The organism is Candidatus Erwinia dacicola, assembly GCF_001756855.1.
In the GTDB taxonomy this organism is placed as follows: domain Bacteria; phylum Pseudomonadota; class Gammaproteobacteria; order Enterobacterales; family Enterobacteriaceae; genus Erwinia; species Erwinia dacicola.
Genome location: NZ_MAYS01000051.1, coordinates 1 through 5,695 on the forward strand (window position 1 = coordinate 1; position 5,695 = coordinate 5,695).

The window sequence follows — 5,695 nt, forward strand, 5'->3', positions numbered from 1 at the left end:
AGCGAGGCTCAGAGCTCAATTATCTGCTACATCACGGAGTATTACAGCGCCATCCAGCATCATTGGTATAACGGCGGCTTGACGCCAAACGAATCTGAGCGACTGTACTACTTACAGTCTAATGCGGTGACCAGTATTAGAGTCTTTGAAAGATAAGACCTTTCAATAACACGAAAGGCTAACTCATCAATATCTTTGCAACAGTGCCGAAATTGTAGGGGGCGACCACTTTTTCCGGTTGACCTTTGCCGATGTTGTGTACCGGCGGGCTGACCGAATCTGTGTAGACGAGCTGACCGAAAAAAGGTCAGCCCCTACAAGCAAAAGGTCAGACCCGACAGAAATTATCGGAATAAAGAATTACGTTTCAATCGCCAGACGCAGTTTCTTCATCGCGTTCTTTTCTAGCTGGCGCACGCGCTCGGCGGAAACGCCATACTGGTCAGCCAGCTCCTGCAGCGTGGTTTTGTTATCATCGTCCAGCCAGCGGGTGCGGATGATGTGCTGGCTGCGTTCATCCAGCCCCTGCATCGCATCGCTCAGCTTATCGGCAGCGTGATCTTCCCAGTTATCCTCTTCGATGCCGTTAGCAAAGTCAGAAAATTTATCCTGCAGGTAAAGCATTGGCACCATGGAGCGACCTTCGTCATCCGGCGTCGGGTCAAAGGTCATGTCTAGAGCCGCCATACGCGACTCCATTTCACGCACGTCTTTACTGCTGACGCCCAGCTCACGTGCCACCATTTCCACTTCGTCTTGGTTGAACCAGCCTAAACGCTGCTTCGTTTTACGCAGGTTAAAGAACAGTTTACGCTGTGCTTTAGTGGTGGCGACTTTCAGGATGCGCCAGTTGCGCAGCACGTATTCGTGAATTTCGGCTTTGATCCAGTGAACGGCGAATGACACCAAGCGCACACCCACTTCCGGGTTAAAACGGCGTACGGCTTTCATCAGGCCGATGTTACCTTCCTGGATCAGGTCCGCCTGCGGCAGTCCGTAACCGGAATAGTTACGAGCGACATGAACAACAAAGCGCAAGTGAGAGAGGATCAGCGTTTTTGCTGCTTCCAGATCGCCTTGGTAATGCAGCCGTTCAGCCAACGCTTTTTCCTCTTCTGCCGTCAGCATAGGCCAAGCATTAGCCGTCCGGATGTAGGCATCCAAGTTACCTAAAGGAGCAATAGCTAAAGTTTGCATATTTTTGGTCATTCAAACCCTCTCTGTGTTAAGCAAGTTACCGCGTCATTCCGTGAATTTCACGCATCAGAGGATGATTATATCAAAAAAACGTGTGCATGGGTTACTGCGGCGTAAATCGACGTAAATGTTGCACCGTGGCCAGCCACGCGGCTATCCAGCCAATCATGGCGGCAATCAGCAGCAGCAGCAGGCTCTCATCCCACGCTAGGCCATGCAGCGCGAAGGTGGTGCCAAACACTGAAGCCACCTGCATCACTACCGATTCAAGACGAAGCACCAGCACCTGCGACAGCACCAGCGACAGCAGTGCACCAGCAAAGCCGAGCATTGCACCACCGTACAGGAACGCCCGCAGGATAAAGCCGTCGGTGGCGCCGACCAGCTTCTGCACGTTGATGGTGTCGCGCCGCGCAAAGATGCTCAGACGCATGCTGTTACCGATCACCAAGAGTAACGCAATAATCATCAGGATGCCAATCATCGCTGCCACCTGGCCCACTAGTCCGGTCAGTGCTGCAAGGCGGGCAAACCAGCTGTCATCCATCTTCACTTCATCAATGCCCTGCACTTTCGACACATGGTCGCGCAGGCTGTTCATGGTATCGGAATTCTGGAAATTAAGCTTCGGTGTGATAATCGCCACCGCCGGCAGTGGGTTCTGCTCCAGAATATCCATCGCGGCGGCAAAGCCGGACCAGTTGCGGAACTCACCTTGCGCCTCTTCGCGCGACAGATAGTTAACTTTTTCCACGCCCTCTTCTTTCTTCAGCTGCGCGACCACGCTTTCGGCGGCGTCGTCATCCAGCGTTTTGCTGAGGTAAACCGTCAGCTGCGGGGCCGGATACCACTGCTCTGCAGCCTGGCTGACGTTCTTCCACACCATATAGCTGATGCTCGGCAGCGTCAGAGAGATAGCGATAACCATTACCGTCAGCAGCGTCGCCAGCGGCTGGCGCCACATATCAGACAGCGAATCGTGCATCGCATAGCGCCACTGCTCCTGCCAGCCGCCCTTCAGCGTTTTGCTTTTTGACGGCTGCTTCTGCTTCACCGCTTTGGCTGCCGCCGGCTGGGGATTGCGTTTATTCACCACGATAATCTCCGTGTAGACGTCCTTGGTTGAGTGTCATCAATCGATAGTTACGGCTGCCGATCAGCGCCATATCATGGGTTGCCATCAGCACGGTAACGCCGACGCGGTTAAACTCTTCGAACAGGCGCAGAATGTCTTCCGACAGCGCTTCATCAAGGTTACCGGTCGGTTCATCCGCCAGCAGCATCGCCGGTTTGTTCACCACCGCACGGGCGATGCCCACGCGCTGTTGCTCACCGCCGGACAGCTGAATAGGGAAACTTTTCGCTTTGTCGAACAGACCCACTTTATCCAGCGCGGCCGACACGCGGCGGCGGATATCTTCCCCGCTCGCCCCGGCGATAATCAGCGGGATAGCCACATTGTCATACACTGAGCAGTCCATCAGCAGATGATGATCCTGGAAGATCATTCCGATCTGACGGCGCAAAAACGGCACTTCACGGCTTTTGAGACGGCTGATGTCGTGACCGCCAAACCAGATATGCCCAGCGCTCGGGCGCTCAATGCCACAGATCAGCTTCAGTAAGGTACTTTTACCTGCCCCGGAGTGTCCGGTCAGAAACACCATTTCACCGGGACGCAGATGAAAATCTACCCCCTGCAGCGCTTGCCGACCGCCGAGATAAGCCCTACTGACTTCTTCAAAGCGAATCATCCTAAGTTAGTCCTCTCGGGCAAAAAGTGCCTCAATAAAATCGTCAGCCTTAAACGATCGCAAATCTTCAATACCTTCGCCAACGCCGATATAGCGAATCGGAATGTTGAACTGGTCCGCCACCGAGAAGATCACTCCACATTTCGCCGTACCGTCCAACTTGGTAAGGGTGATCCCGGTCAGGCCCACGGCCTCGTGGAACCGTTTAGTCTGGCTGATAGTATTCTGGCCGGTGCTAGCATCAATCGTCAGCATCACCTCGTGCGGCGCCTGGTCGTCGAGCTTCTTCATCACGCGGGTGATTTTTTTCAGCTCTTCCATCAGGTGCGCTTTATTCTGTAAACGCCCGGCGGTATCGGCGATCAGTACGTCAACCTGGCGCGCTTTAGCGGCTTGGATGGCATCAAAGATCACCGACGCGCAATCCGCACCGGTATGCTGCGCTACCACCGGAATATTATTGCGCTGGCCCCACACCTGCAGCTGTTCAACCGCTGCAGCGCGGAAAGTATCGCCCGCCGCCAGCATCACCGATTTCCCTTCGGCCTGGAACTGACGCGCCAGCTTGCCGATGGTGGTGGTTTTACCCACGCCGTTAACGCCAACCATCAGGATAACAAACGGGGTTTTACCGCTCACATCCAGTGACTCTTCAACTTTGGAAAGGATGGCGGCCATATCGGTTTTCAGCAGGCCGTACAGCGCTTCGGCATCGCGCAGCTCTTTGCGGCTTGCCTGGGTGGTGAGGTTGCTGATAATGCGGCGGGTGGTTTCCAGCCCGACGTCGGCAATCAGCAGCTGCTCTTCCAGCTCTTCAAACAGATCGTTGTCAATTTTCTTACCGCGGAACAGTCTGATAAAGCCGGAACCGAGGTTCTGACGGGTTTTTACTAGGCTTTGCTTCAGGCGGGCGAAGAAGCCCTCTTTGCCTAGCCGCTCCTGCTCGACCACCGCTGCGGCAACCTCTTCTGGTTCTGCCGGTTCTTCAGCGCTCTCTTCAATGATTTCGGCGGTCAGCGCTGCGTCAACCGGCTCCGCTGCCAGCACGCCGGCTTCAAGCGACGCGTCGTCAATCACCTCTTCTTCCGCGGCAATCTCTTCCGGCAGGATCTCTTCCTCAACTGCGCTAATCACTTCGGGTTCAGGGGTAACCACGACTAGTTCAGGTTCAGCAACGATTGGCACTTCAACAACACGCGCTTCTTCCGCCTGCTGTTCCGCCACGCTCTCCGTGACTGCCACAATCTCTTCCGCCATTTTTCTAGGGGCAAGTTCCGGCTCACCTATCAATGGTGATGGGGCGTCAGATGCAGGGGTTGCTTCAGCAGCCAGCGCGTCTTCAACAGCAGGCGTTTCTTCAGCGACGGGGATATCGGCAGTGGGCTGCTGTTCTAACGTTTTCTCTACCTCAGGCGTTTTCTCATCACGCCCCAAGCCAAGCCAAGGAAAAAAGCGACGTTTCTTATTCTTTGCCATGTTGCAACCACACTCCTCGCGGGGAAGGCCATTCTAGTATAAAAAGAGACTGATATTAATTCCTTATTCTAACACTTTCTGCAGAGAGCATCACAGCACCCTTTTTACGTTTCCTCCACCCGGTTAGTCCATTAGACTGTGCAACAAATTATTAAGAGTTCAGCAAGATGACAAAGAAACCCCGCAGTGGTGCAGCCGGGCAAATACGTATCATTGGCGGCCTGTGGCGCGGCCGCAAGCTGCCGGTCCCGGATAGCGAAGGGCTGCGCCCGACCACCGACCGCATGCGCGAAACCCTGTTTAACTGGCTGGCAGCCGACATTCAGCAGGCAAAGTGCCTCGACTGCTTCGCCGGGAGCGGTGCTCTCGGACTGGAAGCGCTGTCGCGTCATGCGGGCAGCGCCACCCAGCTGGAGCTGGAGCGCCCGGTGGCACAGCAGCTGAAAAAAAATCTCGCCACACTGGGGGCAAAGAACGCGCGCGTAGTGAACACTAACACGTTGCAGTTCCTTGCCCAGAAAGGGGAGCCGCATCAGCTGGTGTTTATCGACCCGCCGTTTCGCAAGGGATTATTGGAGCAAACCAGCACGCTGCTGGAGAGCAACGGCTGGCTAAGCGATGATGCGCTGGTGTATGTTGAGAGCGAAGTGGAGCAAGGCCTGCCGCCGGTGCCGGTTAACTGGCAGTTGCACCGGAAAAAAATTGCCGGACAGGTAGCCTACCGCCTATATATCCGCCACACTAATGATAAGGAAACGTCAAATGTTGATTAATGCTGGTCGCGTGCTGATGCTGTTTATCTGGGCATTTTTACTGCTCAACGTGGTTCACCCTTTTCCTAAACCGTTGACGTACTTCGTTAACGTCGCGCTGTTTTTCATAGTGATCATGCACGGGCTACAGCTGGTGCTGATGCGCTCCACCAAGCCGCCCGGCGCGAAAAAGCTCAGCGGCGCGATCCAAGCCAAAGTGTTTTTTTTTGGCGTGTTCGAACTGCTGGCGTGGCAAAAGAAGAATTATCCGAAGCAGTAAGTGATCTTTTCCGGCATCAGCGGGCCGTGCTGGTGCCGGAAACAAAACTGACGAATCGTGTGCCTTTGACCTTCAACTTTCCCTTCACGCTCTTATCAATCTGATGATAATCGCCAGCGTTCAGCTTCAGTTTGAAATCCCCTGCGCCATTGAGCGGATGTGTAGTGGTCAACTAATACTGGCCACAGCATTAGACTGTAAGTAGTACAGCCGCTCAGATTCGTTGGGCGTCAGAC

At 54.5% G+C, this 5,695-nt stretch carries 6 protein-coding genes and 1 pseudogene; 3 read left to right on the forward strand and 4 right to left on the reverse strand.

What is annotated here, in order from left to right:
* Positions 1-156 (forward strand): annotated as a pseudogene (locus BBW68_RS17395) (IS3 family transposase); the annotation flags it as partial.
* Between the two features lie 204 nt (positions 157-360).
* Here BBW68_RS17395 and rpoH read toward each other — a convergent pair.
* From rpoH to ftsY, 4 genes are all read right to left on the reverse strand, one after another.
* Positions 361-1,209, reverse strand: coding sequence for an RNA polymerase sigma factor RpoH (rpoH, locus tag BBW68_RS01170; RefSeq protein ID WP_070133654.1), 849 nt, complete (start codon positions 1,207-1,209; stop codon positions 361-363).
* Positions 1,210-1,300: 91 nt separating this feature from the next.
* Positions 1,301-2,293, reverse strand: a complete 993-nt coding sequence (gene ftsX / locus BBW68_RS01175; RefSeq protein WP_070133655.1) for a permease-like cell division protein FtsX — start codon at positions 2,291-2,293, stop codon at positions 1,301-1,303.
* Positions 2,283-2,951 (reverse strand): cell division ATP-binding protein FtsE, encoded by a 669-nt coding sequence (ftsE, locus tag BBW68_RS01180; protein WP_070133656.1) that lies wholly within the window; start codon positions 2,949-2,951, stop codon positions 2,283-2,285. Before ftsE ends, ftsX begins: the two co-directional genes overlap by 11 nt.
* 6 nt (positions 2,952-2,957) lie before the next feature.
* Positions 2,958-4,427 carry a signal recognition particle-docking protein FtsY gene (gene ftsY, locus BBW68_RS01185; protein WP_070133657.1) on the reverse strand — a complete coding sequence of 490 codons (1,470 nt, stop codon included), beginning with the start codon at positions 4,425-4,427 and terminating at the stop codon, positions 2,958-2,960.
* 167 nt (positions 4,428-4,594) lie between these two features.
* Between ftsY and rsmD the strand changes: the two genes are divergently transcribed.
* Both rsmD and BBW68_RS01195 read left to right on the forward strand, forming a co-directional pair.
* Positions 4,595-5,200 carry a 16S rRNA (guanine(966)-N(2))-methyltransferase gene (gene rsmD, locus BBW68_RS01190; RefSeq protein ID WP_070133658.1) on the forward strand — a complete coding sequence of 202 codons (606 nt, stop codon included), beginning with the start codon at positions 4,595-4,597 and terminating at the stop codon, positions 5,198-5,200.
* Positions 5,190-5,459 (forward strand): DUF1145 family protein, encoded by a 270-nt coding sequence (locus tag BBW68_RS01195; RefSeq protein ID WP_070133659.1) that lies wholly within the window; start codon positions 5,190-5,192, stop codon positions 5,457-5,459. The genes rsmD and BBW68_RS01195 overlap by 11 nt, the downstream gene beginning before the upstream one ends.
* The last annotated feature ends 236 nt before the right edge of the window (positions 5,460-5,695 follow it).

Bases quoted from the DNA above. Each gene is read 5' to 3' on its own strand.
- BBW68_RS01195 (WP_070133659.1), top strand. From the start codon at position 5,190: ATGTTGATTAATGCTGGTCGCGTGCTGATGCTGTTTATCTGGGCATTT.
- ftsY (WP_070133657.1), bottom strand. From the start codon at position 4,427: ATGGCAAAGAATAAGAAACGTCGCTTTTTTCCTTGGCTTGGCTTGGGG.
- rpoH (WP_070133654.1), bottom strand. From the start codon at position 1,209: ATGACCAAAAATATGCAAACTTTAGCTATTGCTCCTTTAGGTAACTTG.
- ftsE (WP_070133656.1), bottom strand. From the start codon at position 2,951: ATGATTCGCTTTGAAGAAGTCAGTAGGGCTTATCTCGGCGGTCGGCAA.
- rsmD (WP_070133658.1), top strand. From the start codon at position 4,595: ATGACAAAGAAACCCCGCAGTGGTGCAGCCGGGCAAATACGTATCATT.